A 17446-nucleotide genomic window follows, 5' to 3' on the forward strand; every position below is an offset into this window, starting at 1 on the left:
TTTTAGTAAGGCATATACATATTTTCCGCATCCTCTATATTCTCATACAAAAAAGGATGTACAATTCGCACACCCTTTTTTCATATTCCGACATAAAAATTCAACAAAGTAATATATGTTCCCTTTATTTCAACAAAAGAAAAAGCCTTGCGCGCTCCCTAGACGCACAAGGCTTACTGTGTTTATATCCCTTTAATTAGCTTGTTCTAAATTATCCTGCGAACTTCCATCGTCTTTTAAATGACTATGTTTTTTCGAATAAACAAAGTATACAACTACTCCAATCGCCAACCAAATACCAAAGTATATCCATGTTGTTAACGGTAAATTTACCATTAAGAATAGACAACATGCAATTGAAATAATCGGTAAGATCGGTACAAGTGGTACCATAAATCCACGTTGTAATTTAGGATGCGTTTTACGAAGAATGATAACAGTTACACCAACCATGGCGAATGTTAATAACGCTCCAATATTCGCTAAATTCGACAATTCTTTTAAATCGATAAATCCAGCAATTAAAGCACTACCAATTCCTGTTAACCAAACTGAAAATGTTGGCGCTTCAGTCTTCTTGTTAATTTTCGCAAAAGATTTTGGTAATAAACCGTCACGACTCATTGCGAAGAATACACGTGTTGTCGCATAAATGTAAGCGAAAATTACAGCCATAATACCGATTACAGCTCCAATAGCAATTACACCAGCCACTTTATCTTGTCCTACAACCTCTAACACATATGCCATCGCTTCTGGTACATCTAGCTCTTTATAAGAAACCATACCCGTCATAACGAGACAAACTACAACATAAATGATTGTACAAATAACTAACGAAGCAATAATACCAATTGGTAGATCACGTTGCGGGTTTTTTACTTCTTCAGCAGAAGTTGCTAATGCATCAAATCCTAAGAAAGCAAAGAATACTGCTGCTCCCCCTGCGAACACTCCACTTAAACCGTAAGGTGCAAATGGTATCCAGTTTTCTGGTTTCACGTAGAATACACCAACTGCAATGAATAAAACAACAATACCAATTTTAATTAATACCATTATGTTATTCACACGCTTACTTTCTTTCGTACCTCGTGATAATAACCAAGTTATCACTAACGTAACGATAACTGCTGGTAAGTTTACCATACCACCTTGCGCTGGAATTGTTAGCAACGCTTTCGGAATTTCAAGTCCCAGTCCACTCACTAAATTATTGAAATAACCAGTCCATCCGCCAGCTACTGCGGCAGTCGTTACGACATATACGGATAGTAATGTCCATCCCATTAAATGAGCAACAAACTCACCAATTGTTGCATACGAATATGTGTACACACTACCTGAAACAGGAAGTGTAGATGCAACTTCTGCATAACATAATGCTGCAAATCCACAAACAATTGCTGCAATCATAAATGAAAAAATAACTGCTGGACCAGCATCTCTTGCTGCTACTAATCCAGTTAATACTAGAACTCCTGTACCAATTATCGCACCAATCCCTAGCATTGTTAGGTCAAATGCCCCTAGCGTTTTCGTCAAAGTTTTACTTTTACTTTCCCCTAACAATTGCGTAACGGATTTCTTTTTAAATAGGTTGGCCACGATGTATGCCCCCTTTTACTAAGAAGAGCTAAGAGGTATTATCTCTTAGCTCTTATCATGTTGTATTATATATTGTTCGATTTTGTTTTGTATAATGCTTCTATTAGCAAGATACTGTTTCTGCTTCTAATAATTCTTTAGCACCTTTGTACTCTACACCGTGAGCTTCTGCAACTGCTTCAAATGTTACATAGCCATCTAATGTGTTAATACCTTTTAGTAATGCAGAGTTGCCTAGGCAAGCTTCTTTGTAGCCTTTGTTAGCAATTTGTACTGCATATGGTACTGTTACGTTTGTTAATGCAAGAGTTGATGTACGTGGAACCGCACCTGGCATGTTTGCAACTGCATAATGAACAACGCCGTGTTTTTCGTAAGTTGGGTTATCATGAGTTGTAATACGGTCAGTTGTTTCGAAAATACCACCTTGGTCAATCGCGATATCTACAACAACAGAACCTGGTTCCATTGATTTAATCATTTCTTCTGTTACAAGTTTTGGCGCTTTTGCACCTGGGATTAATACTGCACCGATTACAAGATCAGACTCTTTTACAGCTTCTGCAATATTGTAAGGATTAGACATTAAAGTTTTTACTTGGTTTCCGAAAATGTCATCTAATTGACGAAGACGTTCTGCACTTAAGTCGATGATTGTTACATCCGCACCTAGTCCAACTGCAATTTTAGCAGCATTTGTACCAGCTTGTCCACCACCGATGATTGTTACTTTACCACGTTTAACTCCTGGAACACCTGCAAGTAAGATACCTTTACCGCCTTTGTTTTTCTCAAGGAATTGCGCACCAATTTGTGCAGCCATACGACCAGCTACTTCACTCATAGGTGCAAGTAATGGTAGAGAACGGTTTTCTAATTGTACTGTTTCATATGCAATCGCAACAACTTTCTTCTCAATTAACGCTTTTGTTAATTCTGGCTCTGGAGCTAAGTGTAAGTATGTGAATAAGATTAAGCCTTCACTGAAGTGTTTGTATTCGCTTTCAATTGGTTCTTTAACTTTCATAACCATTTCCATGTTCCAAGCTTCTTCAGCTGTATCAACAATTTTTGCTCCCGCTTCAACATACTGAGCGTCTGTGAAACCAGATCCTAAACCTGCACCCTTTTGAATGAATACTTCGTGATTGTTACGAATTAAATGTACAACACCTGCTGGTGTCATTGCCACACGGTTTTCGTTGTTTTTAATTTCTGCTGGTACCCCAATACGCATAATGAAATGCCCCCTTATAATTAACAGAAAAAAGAGATTCTTTTTTCTTTTTGTAATAATTAATAACTTATGTCCTTATTCTAGCATAACTTAAAAGTTATGAAAACGCTAACATATCATTTTTCTAAAGTTTATATATTTAGAATAGTGTAAATATATAAAACATTGATTCTATTAGGGGTTTCGTGACATTCCATTATCTTTCACTCAATTTTTATTATACTTCTTCAAAATAAACAGTAATCATTTATTATTTGACAATAATGTAACAATGTAAAAAACTAAGCGATAACGTATACATATACAGTTATTACTTTACTTAATACTTTAGAGATATATTCTTTTCACAAAAAAACAGCTGCTAGCATTTAGCTAGCAGCTGGGTAACTTATAAATAATTTTAAAAACAAATCATCTGTCGTTTCAGTAATTTTATCAAACAGATCACTTTCTTCCGCTTCTTGCTCTTTTAACATCTTAATTGTTTCACGTGCATCTTCAGGGTAATCAGTTATGATACCATCTACGTTTAACTTATAATATGCCTTTAAATTTTCCATATCATTTACTGTCCATACGTAAATTGGTTTGTTTAACTTCCTTGCTTCTTTTACTAATTTCTTATTTAACATATATTCTTCTGCTACGTAAAAGTCAGCCTTCACATTCTTTAAGTTAGCTCTACTTGCATACAATATATACCCTACTTTTATATCTGGATTTGCACGCTTAAACTCTTTAATAAGCGGATAGTGTAACGTTTGAATTACACATTGCTTCTCAAATTCATTATCTTTAATCGTTTTTAAGACTTTGTTTACAAAGTCTTTTTCGCCCCCATGAAGCTTCACTTCTATATTAAGTTTGATTTTGCCATTTGCTAGCTTAATGATTTCATCAAGTGTACTTATTTGTCCTGAAAGTCCATCTTGACTAAGGGTAAGCTGCCTTAACTCAGCCATCGTTAAATCTGACACATGCACATTTGCATTTGCGAGACGTTTCAGCTTCAAATCATGTATAACCGCTAGTTCACCGTCTTTCGTTTGTAATACATCTATTTCAGCGTAGTCTGCTTTTGCATCAATAGCACCTTGCACAGCTTCTTTCGTATTTTCTACGCCTTTTGATATATACCCGCGGTGCGCCATAATAATCGGTTCTTTATACGAATTTGAAATAAACGTTACAATGAAGGCAACAACCATTCCGGCAGTAATAATTCCTACAATGTATACGCCAATGAATTTCCAACGATGTTTTTGGAAGAAACATTTATCTGCTTTCGTTTTCGAATAATCTAATCCTTCTTCTAATAAAACATCTTCAACCGGTACCTTTTGTAAGTATAATCGCGTAATCGCCATAATATAAAATGGCGTCACGATAAAACTAAATAAATACAATGTACTCGTTAAAAATACAGAAATCGTTGATTCTGCTAATAATGCAAATGTTCCTTTCGGGTTTGTAAATTCATAAACACCCCATAAGCACAATAAATATATTCCCAAAAATACGACATATACAATTCCAATTGAAATAAAAAATCCTACTAAAAAGAGTAGTACTTTAAAAAAGCTTTCCTTTACTAAATTTGCACTTTTACGTGCTGCCACGCGAAATGATTTTTGCTCTAAAACAACAATAGGTAGAACGAAAATCCATCGAAGATTCAAATACGCGACTACAGCAAAGAACGTGTAATAACCAACTTGCCCCATCGTTGTCTTAAACAGTTCTCCTGTAATAAAGTTAGGAATTTGAATTTGCGGGATTAATGCCGTTTCATATCCCATATTTAAAAGAGGCAACAATACGACAGCATATAAAATAAATCCTGGTAAGCAATATGTGAAAAGAGTAGGTAAATACGTTACCGTTTTATATAAAATCGGACGTAATTTCACCTTCTGTCTTTTATGAGCGAAATACGAAATAATAATAAGCACCGCAAATTCCGTAAAGATAAGAAACAGTGCTAACAATGACAAAATCACGATTGCTAAGATGCCATAAGGCGTCTTTAAAAACGCTAATAATTCATCATTTGTCGCATTTGCATAACCACCAAAATACAATAACTTATTAAAAATTATTCCAAATAGCGGAACAAACACAATCGCTGCTAATAATTTATAAGCAAGTTGAAAAGTTAATACATTCCAAAAAGCAAATTTAACTGTTTGAAAGGAATGTCTCATTACTCCTGGTATAGATAGTTTTTTACGGTGTTGCATATATTCCTCCAAATTCTAAAACGGTATTTGAGATGGATTCCATATTTCCAGTTCTAATCCATCTTTTTAATAATAATATATTCCGCTTAACATGAACACTCTTATACATATAATGAAAAAAGTGATGGCTACTTCCCATCACTTTTTCATTTATTCTATTTTTTCTCTAGCCCTTGCCCGAATGCTTTTAAAAAGCTAAAACCAAATGTAATTGCTCGATTGATATCGGGATCTTTTAATACCTTAAAGAAATCCATCACTTTTGTTTTCTTTCCGTTTTTCAGCTCATCCGTTGCAAATTGTAATCCAGTGACTAAACTAGATGTTATTTGCTTCGTTATTTCTGGGTCAACTGAAGATAACGCTTCTCCTGCCCCCATCATATTATTTAACGCATTTTTAACGGGTTCACGATTTAATTGCTCCACAGCGATTTTTGAAACATCTTCCTTCGCAGCAAGTAAACTAATTGCCGCATCTAATATACCAGCCTTCTGCAACTGTGCTAAAAGCTGCATCATTTCTTCTACTGCTTCACGATTATTAGATAGCTCATTTAGAAGTTCATCTGCTACTTGCTGTTTCTGTTCTTCCTCTGTTACAACTTTCTTTTTAATTACAGTAATTTCTTTCGCCACTATCTCCGCCCCCTAGTCCACAAGTGATACGTATTGTTTTCTTTGCCATTTTTGCTGGATTTCAACACCGTTTTGCGGATTACGCTTTTTATCTCTCGGGTTTGAAGATGGTAACGGACGATTCCCTTTTTCACGTAGTACACGCATCTTTACCATCGTTTGTTTGTACGCTGGTGTACACGTATAAAGATCTGTCGCCGTTCCAGTTAAAATATTGATTGCCTCTTCATTTACCGTTGCATGCATCGGTAAATATAGCTCTTTCCCCGTTACACGATCTGTAACAAGTGCCTGTACTTTAATTTTCCCAAATGGTGATGCTAATTCTACAAGACCACCATCTTTCACATTGCGCTCTAGGGCAAGTTCAGGCGAGATTTCAACGAACACTTCAGATACTTTAGATAAAATACCAGCCGATTTATTCGTCATATTCCCTTCATGGAAATGTTCTAACATACGACCATTATTTAAAAGTAAATCATACTCATCTGGCGCTACAACTGGTGGTACCCATTCATCTAATGATAGACGAGCTAGTTTATCTGGGAAGTTAAATCCGTCCACATATAATAGTGGTGTATCGCTGCCATCATGGCTACCCCAACATAAACTATTCCATCCTTCTAAACGATCGTATGTTGCCTGAGAATATAAAGGTGCAAGCGATGCAATTTCATCCATGATTTCACTTGGATTTTCATAATTCCAGTCCCCGCCAAGTGCACGAGCTACTTTTTGTAAAATCCACCAGTCTGGCTTTGAATCACCAAGCGGCTTCAATACTTCATATAATCTTTGAATACGGCGCTCTGTATTCGTAAATGTTCCCTCTTTTTCTAAGCTTGGTGCTGCCGGTAAAATAACATCAGCAAAACGAGCTGTTTTCGATAAGAACATATCTTGAACAACAAGGAAATCTAAATTCGCTAAAATATGTTGTACATGGTTGGCATTCGAATCTACTAAAGCCATTTCTTCACCCATAACATACATACCACGCAGTTTTCCTTCATCTGCCGCAAGTAACATTGCAATATTATTTAAGCCTGGTGCTTTCGGAATTGTAGTACCGTATGCTTTTTCAAATTTCGCACGGAGCGCATCATCTGAAACTGCTTGGTAACCTGGAAGCCAGTTTGGTAATGTTGCCATATCACAAGCGCCTTGTACGTTATTATGTCCGCGTAATGGATATGCTCCTGCACCAGGACGACGATAATTACCCGTAACAAGCAATAGATTTGAAATTGCTGCTGAAGTTGTACTTCCTCCAGTATTTTGAGTTACACCCATTCCCCAAAGTACACAAGTACCATCTGCTTCATATACCATACGAGCCATTTCTTTCAGATTTTCTTTCGAAATCCCCGTAATTTCTTCTGTATAATCAAGCGTATACTTTTCTACCATTTTGCTATATTCATCAAAATTCTTCACATTTTCAGCTATGAACTTTTTATCGTGCCAATCTTGATCAATAATATATTTCGTAATACCAGCGAGCCATACATAATCAGTTCCTTGGCGCGGATGAATGAATAAATCCGCACGCTCTGCCATTTCATGTTTACGAAGGTCCGCCACAATTAATTTTTGGTCATGTAATTTATGAGCACGTTTTACACGCGTTGCAAGTACAGGATGTCCTTCTGTTGGATTTGCTCCAACGATAATGACAAGGCCAGCTTCCGCAATATCTTTCACTGTTCCAGCGTCCCCGCCCATACCGACAGTTTTAAATAAACCGTCTGTTGCTGGAGATTGACAATAACGGGAACAGTTGTCTACATTATTCGTTCCATATATTTGACGGGCTAGTTTTTGCATAAGATAATTTTCTTCATTCGTTACTTTCGAAGAAGAAGTAAATCCAAATGCATCACTTCCATATTCTGATTTAATATGCTGCATATTGGATGCAACAACTTCAAGAGCCTCTTCCCATGAAGCTTCAACAAACATATCTCCTTGGCGAATTAATGGCTTTGTAATACGATCTTCACTGTTTACAAAATCCCATCCAAATTTTCCTTTTACACATGTGGAAATACCGTTAACCGGCGCATCTGAAACAGGCTGTACTTTCAAAATGTGGCGGTCTTTCGTCCATACTTCAAATGAACAACCTACACCACAAAATGTACAAACTGTTTTTGTTTTATTCACTTTCGTCTTACGCATCGCAGCCTCTACTTCTGAAACTGCTAAAATACTACTATATCCAGGCTCTACATCCTTTACAAAATCAATCATCGGATCTAACACATCCGGTTTCAATCCAGTCATGAATCCGGCTTCACCCAGCATTGTTTTTTCCATTAACGCATTACATGGACATACTGTTACACACTGTCCACAACTTACACAAGATGAGTCATTTATACTTACACCATTGTCCCATATAACACGTGGACGGTCTAAGCTCCAGTCTATCGATATAGTTTCATTCACTTGTAAGTTTTGACATACTTCTACACACTGTCCACAAGCAATACATTGATTTGGATCATATCGATAAAATGGATGTGACATATCCACTTCACACGCACTTACTTTTGGCTCATACGGATATTTCTGTTCCTCAATTCCCATCATATGTACTGTATTATGGACTTTACAGTTACCATTATTGTTATCACAAACGGTACAATACAGTAGATGATTCTCTAATATTCGATCCATTGCCTCAGTCTGTGCCTCTTTTGCACGCTGGGACTGTCTTTCGATATGCATACCGTTCTCTAATTTCGTTGAACAAGCACGCAATAACTTTCCATTTACTTCTACAATACACGTATCACAAGTTTGAATTGGATCTACTTCTGGTACATGACAAATTTGAGGATGTTCCAAATTACTCTCGTTAAATAATTGTAGTATCGTCTTTTCACCTGATGCAGAAAATTCTTTACCATCGACGGTTACACGGACTGTCTGTTCTGCCATAGTTTCCCCTCTCCTTACAACCAACTGTACAACACAATTATGAATCCGTTTTCAAAACCGCATTACTGTACATATTTTTGAAACGCTCTACCCAAATACTTTCTTATGAAGTCGATTCTAGATGTTATAAGGTATAACTACGAAAGCTTGAAAATATCACTATTCTACAGTTCTATTATATCGTACATATACAATAATAACCAAAATAATCTGTGATCTTCTTGTTAATAGGTGTTTTTATTTTTTCCATTGTTTTATGATAAATGTGGGAGAGAAATACATATAAAAGGGGAATTAAATATGGGGCCTACGCAAGAGACTTATACAATTGTACGTTATCAATCTGGTACATTTTCAAAACAACTTGACGAGATTGTTACAGAATCTCCTATTACTATTAAATTGAATGGTGAAGAATATGTAACAGTCGTATGCACACCAAATTATATTGAAGATATGGTAATTGGTTTTTTAATTTCTGAGGGGATTATTTCTTCCTATAACGATGTTGAAGAACTATGGGTTCAAAAAGATAACGGAATTGTCCATGTAAAATCATCAAAAGTGAATCCGCTCTATCAAACTTTATATAATAAACGATACATCACTTCTTGCTGCGGAAAAGGTAGACAAGGTTTTATTTTCGTAAACGACGCAGCAAAAGCAAAAGACTTACATGATATACATGTAAAAATTACTCCTGAAGAATGTTTTTACTTAATGAATACTTTACAACAATCTTCCACTACCTTTCGCCAAACTGGTGGTGTTCACAATACCGCGCTATGTGATCGAAATAATATCCTTCTATCAAGAATGGATATCGGAAGACATAATGCATTAGACAAAATATACGGTCATTGTTTACGCAATGATATATCTGTTAAAGGAAAAATTATCGCATTTAGCGGACGTATTTCATCCGAAATTTTACTCAAAGTTTCAAAAATCGGATGTGAAATTGTTCTATCTAAATCTGCCCCAACAAAACTAGCATTGCAACTCGCTCACGATTTAGGCATTACAGTCGTAGGATTTATCAGAAATGAATCCTGCAATATTTACACACATCCACATCGAATTGATGGTTATCAATCGAATAACTAAAATAACTCCTCAATTGAGGAGTTATTTTAGTTATGAAAATGTAATATATTAAAGACTTGAATAGTTAATAAAGTTAATATATAATTTCATTACATATTAAAAAACAAAACATTGTAGCATATATCTTTTCATTCTTTTACAAATTAAAAGAGACTGCTAACAAAACACATACACAATCTTATAAAAGTAATGGATTTATTTTATTTGAAATCGACCAAGGAGGTTACAACTATGGAAATTCGCTTATTAACGACAGAAGACGCAGAAATATATTTAAAAGTTTGTATGGAAGGTTTAACGAAGAACCCGGAAGCTTTTAGCTCTTCCTATGAAGATGTTCTTAAACATGAGGATCCTGTAGCTGCTATGGCAAAACGATTAAGCAATCCGGATAAGTATACTCTAGGGGTCTTCAAAGATGATGATTTAATCGGCATTGCTACTTTAGAAACAAAGCCTTTTATTAAACAAGAACATAAAGCAAAAATCGGTTCCGTTTTCGTTTCCCCAAAAGCGCGTGGCCTTGGAGCAGGACGAGCTCTAATTAAAGCAATTATTGAAAATGCCGATAAATTACATGTAGAACAACTTATGCTCGATGTTGTAGTTGGTAACGATGCAGCAAAAAAATTATATGAGTCATTAGGTTTCCAAACTTACGGCGTACAAGAGCGTTCATTAAAACATAACGGTCAATATTGGGACGAGGAACATATGGTTCTGTTCTTAAATGATTAATACTTCAATATAAGGTGAAACTTTACTCAGTGGGGGAGTTTTCCAAAAACATCTTTCTTAATAAGAAAGATGTTTTTTCATTACAACAATGTAATCTTCATGTCACCTTTATCGATCGTACCAAACCTTTCCATTCATTATACTAAAAATATAAAGTGAAACTTTACTCAGTGGGGAACTACATCCCGCGCTGATCGCATGTACTTGATATGTAGAGGAGAATGTGACATGAAACAAAACAAACGAGCTATGCTTTTAATATTTACTACAGCAATTGTAACTTCTGGATTAGCAATTTTACCTTGGTTTATTATATGAACACTCCCCCTAACAATGAAAAAAGCTGATTGCTTCTTAAGAAGCAATCAGCTTTTTTTATATTATAAAATCCCCAAAATTTTATTTACGCAACTTATAATAATAACCATAGATACGGCAACGCACATGACAACCGTATTACGATCTTGCTTTTCTTTTTTTGAAATTTCTTCTTTTGAATTCATGTGTATGATCTCCTTTTAAAAAAAGTGTGAGATAGGAAATTTTTCTTATCCGATGCGAGGTGAATACGAAAACCCTCTCTATCTCACATACACAATAGAATGGAATTGTCATTTTATAAATAAAATGACATGACGTTATGTCGCAACATAGGGTATTTTGTGTCGCTACGTTTTCTATTATAAAAAATAGTTGTGCAAAACTAGTGCATTTTTTATGTCAATTACTCTGAGCGAAAAAATCAGCCCTCCATTCAATCACATAAAAAGAGTTTTTTATTATTTTCATGTAAACTATACAAGTAGAATGAACAGTTTGGGGTGCACAAGATTATGGTAAAAATTTTATTAGTAGACGATGAAGAACGTATGTTACGATTATTAGATCTGTTCTTAAGCCCTCTCGGCTATTTTTGTATGAAAGCTACCTCTGGCCTTGAAGCACTAAAATTAATCGAACAAAAAGAATTCGATATTATTTTATTAGATGTTATGATGCCAAATATGGATGGATGGGATACTTGCTATCAAATTCGTCAAATTTCCAACGTTCCTATCATTATGTTAACAGCTCGCAACCAAAACTACGATATGGTGAAAGGCCTCACGATGGGCGCAGATGATTATATTACAAAACCATTTGATGAGCATGTATTAGTCGCGCGAATCGAGGCTATATTACGCCGTACAAAAAAAGATGGCTTTGTTAGTTTCAATGGTATTGAGTGGGATAAAACGAAACATACTGTCACAGTTTATGATGAAAAAATCTCGCTAACTCCTATCGAATTTTCGTTACTCGGGCTATTTTTGCAAAATACAAACCGTGCTTATAGCCGAGATGATTTAATCGAAAAAATTTGGGGCTATGAAACAGATATCGAATATAGAACAATTGACTCACACATTCGTAATATCCGTGATAAACTACGCAAAAAAGGATTTCCGATTGAAGATTACCTAGAAACGGTCTATAAAGTCGGATATAAATGGAAAAGTGAATAATTACTTCGGTCAGTGGGAAATCGTATACCACTGACTCTTTATTATGAATAAGGTATGGTGAAAAAATGAGTAAACTTTCCCTTAAAATTGGGACATACTTTTTAATATTAGCTTTATGTATTGAAACAATTGCTTTCGTATCTTTTTATAAAAGCCTTTCAAAAATGCGTATTGTAGAGGAAACAGATGCTCTTTTAGAGAAAGGTAATCGCTATAGTAAAAAAATTAAAAGCCGCGAGAGACGGGATGAATATTATAAAGAAATGAAACACGCTGAACATAATAAAAATCCTAAACGTCCTGTGTACCCTGAGTTCGATATTACGAATGAGGCTGCACACTTAGTTGAATCGGAATCAATTTCTAACTCCGATATAGCTATCATTATTACTGACCATAACGGCAAAATTATTTCCACCTCAGAACCCGTAACAAAAGATATGCAAAAACAACTTACTTGTAAAACAGAAACTGTCCCAGACGGCGGCTTAGTCGTTGAAAGGAACTGGAAAAAATCAAAGTTCATCACAACAGTAAGCCCACTTAACACAACAAAGTTTCAAGGAAAGCTATATATGTTATTAAAAACATCTTTCCTAGAAAATATGTTGCTTAAACTCATGAACCAATTTCTTATCATTAGCGTTTTAACAATTATTTTAACAACAATTTCTGTCTTTGTTTTTTCACGCGTTATTACAGAACCACTTGTAAAAATGAAAAGAGCGACAGAAAAAATATCAAAATTAAACAAGCCAATTCAATTAGGTATTAAACGAAATGATGAACTCGGTAGTTTAGCAAAAACAATTGAAGATTTATCGAGTGAACTTACGTATATGAAAAAAGAGCGCAATGAATTTCTCGCTAGTGTCGCTCATGAACTATTAACTCCATTGACCTATATGAAAGGTTATGCAAAGGTAGCAAAGAGAGACTCTTTAACAAAAGAGGAGCGAGAAGAATACTTACAAATCATTGAGGATGAAACGGATAGTGTAACCGATCTCGTCCAAGATTTATTTATGCTTGTACAATTAGAACAACACCAATTTGTTATAAAAAAACAAAAAGTACTTCTCCAGCCATTTTTAGAACGAATGGTAGAAAAAACAAAAACAACATTAACAAATAAGCAAATGCAGCTTCATGTATATTGCAAAGATGATTTAGAAGTTTGTATAGACGAAAGACGTATGGAACAAGTTATGTTAAATTTATTACACAACGCTTATCAACATTCGCCAGAAAACACAGCCATTACGATACGTGTACTTACAAAAACAGATTCTTTTACAATAAGTGTACAAGATGAAGGTGAAGGCATTCCTGAAGAAGATATCCCGCATATATTTGACCGTTTTTATCGTGTCGATAAATCTAGAACACGAGCTACAGGCGGAAAAGGCATCGGGCTAGCTGTTGCAAAGGAAATTGTAGAATTGCATAACGGTTCTATTCTAGTAACAAGCCAATTAGGAGCAGGAACAAACTTTATAATTAAACTCCCTTTTGAATAATATGCGTGTGAAAACACCAGTAGTAGTAAACACTACTGGTGTTATTTTGTTCATAAAAACAGCTCATATAAGCTAAGCTTTTGAAATTATTCTTATTTCAATATAAAATAAAGGTACATTTGCAAAGATTTGGAGGGTGATATAATTGGATATCCATGTATTAACAAAAGACGAAGCAGAAATTTACTTAGAACTTCGCGTAGAAGGATTAAAGCAAAACCCTGAAGCATTCAGCTCTTCTTATGAAGATATTATTAATAAAGAGTGTGCGATTGAATATAAAGCACAAAAATTAGCACAAGATGAAAACTATACGCTAGGTGCATTTAAAGATGGAAAATTAATCGGGGTTGCAACACTGGAAACGAAACCATATGTAAAACAAGAACATAAAGCTAAAATCGGTTCTGTATATGTATCTCCAAAAGCGCGCGGACTTGGAGCAGGAAAAGCACTTATTAAAGAATGTCTTGAGCTTGCTAAATCTTTAGAAGTAGAACAAGTTATGCTTGATGTTGTCGTTGGCAACGATGGAGCGAAAAAACTTTATGAATCATTAGGTTTTAAAACATTCGGTGTACAAGAACGTTCATTAAAATATAACGGACAATATTGGGACGAAGAGCATATGGTCTTATTCTTAGATGAAAATAAATAATAAAAAACATCCTCATGTTTGGAGGATGTTTTTTACTTTCTTGTAAACCATGCCTTATGTAATAATTGAATCGCTTTCGCAATCTCTTCCTCTGATAATATCGCAAACCCAAGTAAAACTACACTCTCAGGTGCCGTACCGTCTTTATAGTACGTAGACACAGGATATATTTTGATACTATGTTTCGCAGCTTCTTGAATTAATTCTTCTTCCCGCATTCCATTATGCACTTTTAATAAAATGTGTAATCCCGAATCTTCTCCTATCACTTCAACACGATTAGAGAAATACTTCTCTATTTCAAAAACAAGTCGATCTCTCTTCTTTCGGTAGACAACACGCATTTTATGAATATGTTTTTCCCAATATCCTTCATTTAAAAATCTTCTAATCACTTCTTGATCTATTCTTGAAACACTTTGTGTATAAAATAAATATTGCTGTTGATACTTTTTAATTAATTTCTTCGGCAACACCATATAGCTCATCCGTAGCGATGGCAATAATGCTTTAGATAGCGTCCCCATATAAATAACTTTCCCCTCTGTATCTAACCCTTGCAGCGCCGGTATAGGCTTTCCAGAATAGCGAAATTCACTATCATAATCATCTTCAATAATATACCTGCTCTCTTCTTTCTTCGCCCATTGTAAAAGCTGCGTCCTTCTCGTAATAGGCATAATCATTCCATATGGGAATTGATGAGAGGGCGTTACAAATACAACATTTGCATCGCTATTTTCTAAATCTGCAATACAAATTCCATCTCTATCTAAAGATAACATTTGGACCCTTCCTTCTCCCTGTTCAAAAACAACCATCTTCCTATGATACCCTGGGTTTTCAACTGCATAATTGCTTCCCTTTAACAATTGAAACAATAGTTTCACTAATATTTGTGTTCCCGCTCCTAATACAATTTGACTAGCTGAACAACGTACACCTCTAGATTCATACAAATAATTCGTAATCTCTTCTCTTAAGCTCGCTTCCCCTTGAGGGTGTCCTAGAAAGAGAAGTTCATTATTATGCGGCTGCCATACTTCATTTACAATTTTCCGATACATATTAAATGGAAATGCATTCGTATCAATTCCTGTTTGTGTAAAGTCAAATTTATAACTCTTCTCCTGAAACAGTACTTCTTCTATTCTCTCTCCGCTATCCTCTACATGAACCATTTGCTCAATCTTGCATACAAAATAACCTTTTCTCGATATCGACTCAATATAACCTTCTGCAAGTAATTGTTCGTACGCTGCCTCTACTGTATTTTTACTTACTTGTAAATGTATCGCTAACTTTCGCTTAGCCGGTAATTTCGTAAAAGGGACAATCGATCCATCTTTAATCTCTTTTTTTATATACTCATACAATTGCACATACAATGCCTTTTTACTATTCATATTTAAATTAGGCGTTAATTCTAACATAATATCTGACCCCTTAATAAAACTAAAATCTGATACTTTTTACAGTACCAGATTTTATATATAATTCCTTTTATCATGTCACACATAAAAAATCAAATACCGGAGAGGAGAAACATGATAATGAACAATGGTAGACGTATCGGACTCATTATGATTATTACAGGGGCTACATTATGGGGATTATCTGGTCCAATGATTCAGTGGCTATTTCAACATACTAATGTATCCTCAATTGATTTTTTAACAATTCGATTGTTGCTTGCAGGAATATTTATTTTGTCTTTCTTACTTATAAAGAAACAAAACATATTTCAAATTTGGAAACACCCTAGATATTCTATACAACTTATTATTTTTTCTATTCTCGGCATGCTTGGTGCGCAATACGCCTTTATCGAAACAGTTCATATTAGTAACGCGGTCACAGCAACACTATTTCAATTTCTAGGTCCTGTTCTTATAACCATGTATGTTGCATTTGAACAAAGAAAATTCCCTGCTTCCATGCAACTATTCGCAATTATAGCCGCGCTAATAGGAACATACTTTATTATTACAAATGGCTCAATTGAAAATGTTGTTTTATCTAAAGAAGCTATTATTTTTGGACTATTAACAGCAATTGGATTTGCATTTTATACCCTTCATCCGGCTTCTCTCATTAAAGAATGCGGGACAACTGTAGTAATTGGTTGGGGGATGTTAATCGGAGGAATTGCACTACTTATTTATAATCGTTCATTCGGGTGGAATCACTTTTCACAAACCCTTACACTAAAAACTTTTTCTATGCTTATTCTTATCATTATTAGTGGTACCCTTTCTTTCCTTCTATATATCGGTAGTCTTAAATATTTAGCAGCAACAGAAACAAGCATTTTATCTAGCATTGAACCCCTTGTAGCTGCCATCGTTTCAATTACTTGGCTAAATGAATCTTTTGGAACATATCAATTATTAGGCGGCGTATGTATCGTTCTGTCCGTTATTTTTTTGACGATGCCTCAAAAAGAAACCGAACCAACCTATACAACTGAACAAGTATAAAGTGAAACTTTAATTAGTGGGGCTATCTCCCACTGATTATTAACCTACACCAATCGGGCTTTTACGGGATAAAAAATGTCAAAAGAGGTCGTACAAAACTTACGACCTCTTTTTATACTTTAAAGGAATTGTCCCGCCTTCTAGCAAATACAATTACACTAACAATAAAAACTAGGAGTGTGGCACCATGAAAAAAATCGGAACTATGCTACTTCTCTCCTTCCTCATCACTGGATGCACACCAGCACAACCTGATTCAAAAGCATCTAAAACTGAAGCTGTCGCAACGTCATCCAATCAAGTGAACGCACCTTCCTTCTTTCATCTTAGTGTTTTAAAAGATGTAAATTGGGAAGAAGCCCCCTCATTCATAGACGGAAAAATACCTTTAAAAGGCATCGAAGGAAAAATCGCAATGGCTGATAGTCCTATTATCGCGAATGAACAAAATGAAATAATGTGGTACTTTCTAGATTCTGAAATACCAACTGGAAAATTGTCTATTATTGCGCTAAAACAAGGATCTGTAACTCCGACACCAGTACTCTTTCAAAAAGAAACTTCCAAACAAACTTGGACCACTTCAAATACAATCGATTCTACTACAAACGAACTCCCTCTCACTATGTCACTACCTTCATCTGGATTATGGTTATTAAATATATATGTGAATGAAAAATATTATGATCAGTTTGTAATCACTGCTGAGTAAAGTGACAAAAATAAACCACTTTCTTACAATAATGTAATTTCTACGTCATGTACT

The 17446-nt window shown here is 35.1% G+C and carries 14 protein-coding genes; 7 read left to right on the forward strand and 7 right to left on the reverse strand.

The window, feature by feature from the left end; genetic code table 11:
• Positions 1-192: 192 nt before the first annotated feature.
• The 5 genes from IBT51_RS19575 to fdhF form a co-directional block, all read right to left on the reverse strand.
• Positions 193-1608 (reverse strand): amino acid permease, encoded by a 1416-nt coding sequence (locus IBT51_RS19575; protein ID WP_001284897.1) that lies wholly within the window; start codon positions 1606-1608, stop codon positions 193-195.
• Between the two features lie 103 nt (positions 1609-1711).
• Positions 1712-2845, reverse strand: a complete 1134-nt coding sequence (gene ald, locus IBT51_RS19580) for an alanine dehydrogenase (protein ID WP_001219741.1) — start codon at positions 2843-2845, stop codon at positions 1712-1714.
• 368 nt (positions 2846-3213) lie between these two features.
• Positions 3214-5085 (reverse strand): glycerophosphodiester phosphodiesterase, encoded by a 1872-nt coding sequence (locus tag IBT51_RS19585; RefSeq protein ID WP_001164720.1) that lies wholly within the window; start codon positions 5083-5085, stop codon positions 3214-3216.
• A 155-nt stretch (positions 5086-5240) separates the two neighbouring features.
• Positions 5241-5723, reverse strand: coding sequence for a DUF1641 domain-containing protein (locus IBT51_RS19590; protein ID WP_200458543.1), 483 nt, complete (start codon positions 5721-5723; stop codon positions 5241-5243).
• 12 nt (positions 5724-5735) lie between these two features.
• Positions 5736-8672, reverse strand: a complete 2937-nt coding sequence (gene fdhF / locus IBT51_RS19595; RefSeq protein ID WP_200458544.1) for a formate dehydrogenase subunit alpha — start codon at positions 8670-8672, stop codon at positions 5736-5738.
• Positions 8673-8972: 300 nt separating this feature from the next.
• On the opposite strand from fdhF, the gene fdhD reads away from it, so the two are divergent.
• Both fdhD and IBT51_RS19605 read left to right on the forward strand, forming a co-directional pair.
• The gene (fdhD, locus tag IBT51_RS19600) at positions 8973-9779 is read left to right on the forward strand and encodes a formate dehydrogenase accessory sulfurtransferase FdhD (protein ID WP_000529238.1); all 807 of its coding nucleotides are present in this window, start codon (positions 8973-8975) and stop codon (positions 9777-9779) included.
• A 231-nt stretch (positions 9780-10010) separates the two neighbouring features.
• The gene (locus tag IBT51_RS19605; protein ID WP_016125450.1) at positions 10011-10517 is read left to right on the forward strand and encodes a GNAT family N-acetyltransferase; all 507 of its coding nucleotides are present in this window, start codon (positions 10011-10013) and stop codon (positions 10515-10517) included.
• Between the two features lie 380 nt (positions 10518-10897).
• On the opposite strand, the gene IBT51_RS27240 is transcribed toward IBT51_RS19605, so the two are convergent.
• Entirely contained in the window at positions 10898-11020 is a 123-nt protein-coding gene (locus IBT51_RS27240) for a hypothetical protein (protein WP_001085006.1), read from the reverse strand.
• A 330-nt stretch (positions 11021-11350) separates the two neighbouring features.
• Between IBT51_RS27240 and IBT51_RS19610 the strand changes: the two genes are divergently transcribed.
• The 3 genes from IBT51_RS19610 (at position 11351) to IBT51_RS19620 (ending at position 14200) form a co-directional block, all read left to right on the forward strand.
• Positions 11351-12022 (forward strand): response regulator transcription factor, encoded by a 672-nt coding sequence (locus IBT51_RS19610; protein WP_200458545.1) that lies wholly within the window; start codon positions 11351-11353, stop codon positions 12020-12022.
• A gap of 65 nt (positions 12023-12087) precedes the next feature.
• Positions 12088-13542, forward strand: a complete 1455-nt coding sequence (locus tag IBT51_RS19615) for a sensor histidine kinase (protein ID WP_200458546.1) — start codon at positions 12088-12090, stop codon at positions 13540-13542.
• Positions 13543-13687: 145 nt separating this feature from the next.
• On the forward strand, positions 13688-14200 hold the full coding sequence (locus tag IBT51_RS19620) for a GNAT family N-acetyltransferase (protein WP_000351212.1): 513 nt from the start codon (positions 13688-13690) through the stop codon (positions 14198-14200).
• A gap of 32 nt (positions 14201-14232) precedes the next feature.
• On the opposite strand, the gene pdxR is transcribed toward IBT51_RS19620, so the two are convergent.
• On the reverse strand, positions 14233-15633 hold the full coding sequence (gene pdxR, locus IBT51_RS19625; protein WP_200458547.1) for a MocR-like pyridoxine biosynthesis transcription factor PdxR: 1401 nt from the start codon (positions 15631-15633) through the stop codon (positions 14233-14235).
• Between the two features lie 120 nt (positions 15634-15753).
• Between pdxR and IBT51_RS19630 the strand changes: the two genes are divergently transcribed.
• Positions 15754-16680 (forward strand): DMT family transporter, encoded by a 927-nt coding sequence (locus IBT51_RS19630; protein ID WP_001059057.1) that lies wholly within the window; start codon positions 15754-15756, stop codon positions 16678-16680.
• A gap of 187 nt (positions 16681-16867) precedes the next feature.
• Positions 16868-17392: a DUF4871 domain-containing protein gene (locus IBT51_RS19635; RefSeq protein WP_053565280.1), complete on the forward strand. Its 525-nt coding sequence runs from the start codon at positions 16868-16870 to the stop codon at positions 17390-17392.
• Positions 17393-17446 lie beyond the last annotated feature (54 nt).

The organism is Bacillus sp. S71 (assembly GCF_016625265.1).
Taxonomy (GTDB): Bacteria; Bacillota; Bacilli; order Bacillales; family Bacillaceae_G; genus Bacillus_A; species Bacillus_A cereus.